The following is a 485-nucleotide window of genomic DNA, read 5'->3' on the forward strand; positions in this document are numbered from 1 at the left end:
AGAGTTTGACTTATGCGGAAGTAGGGACAAGCCTCCTCATTGTGAGCTGCTCAGTGCGAGCAAGAGGAGGCTTGTCCGTGAAGAGAAATTCGAGCTTAAGCCATACGGTATGGGACTGCAAGTATCATGTGGTATGGATTCCCAAATACCGCCGCAAGGTTTTGTATGGAAAATTACGGCATTACTTGGGAGATGCGCTTCATGAATTGGCGCGGCAACGCGAAAGCCGGATAATCGAAGGTCATCTTTGTATCGATCACATACATATGTGTATTTCGATTCCGCCCAAACATTCTGTAAGCGAAGTGGTTGGTTTTATCAAAGGGAAGAGTGCCATAGCGATAGCCGGGGATGTAGGGGGAAAGGCGAGAAATTTTGTTGGACAAAGCTTTTGGGCGCGTGGCTACTATGTATCCACAGTAGGTCGTGATGAGGATGTGATTCGCGAGTATATCCGCAATCAGGAAGCTGAAGAGAGGCGTCTG

1 protein-coding gene is annotated in these 485 nt (G+C 48.0%); it reads left to right on the forward strand.

Annotated elements, in window-relative coordinates; genetic code table 11:
• Positions 1-77 precede the first annotated feature (77 nt).
• Positions 78-485: IS200/IS605 family transposase (gene tnpA / locus ACQRA4_RS13920; RefSeq protein ID WP_427823641.1), on the forward strand; the 408-nt coding region annotated here is incomplete at its 3' end.

It is taken from the genome of Desulfovibrio sp. SGI.169, from assembly GCF_050313595.1.
GTDB lineage: Bacteria > Desulfobacterota > Desulfovibrionia > Desulfovibrionales > Desulfovibrionaceae > Desulfovibrio.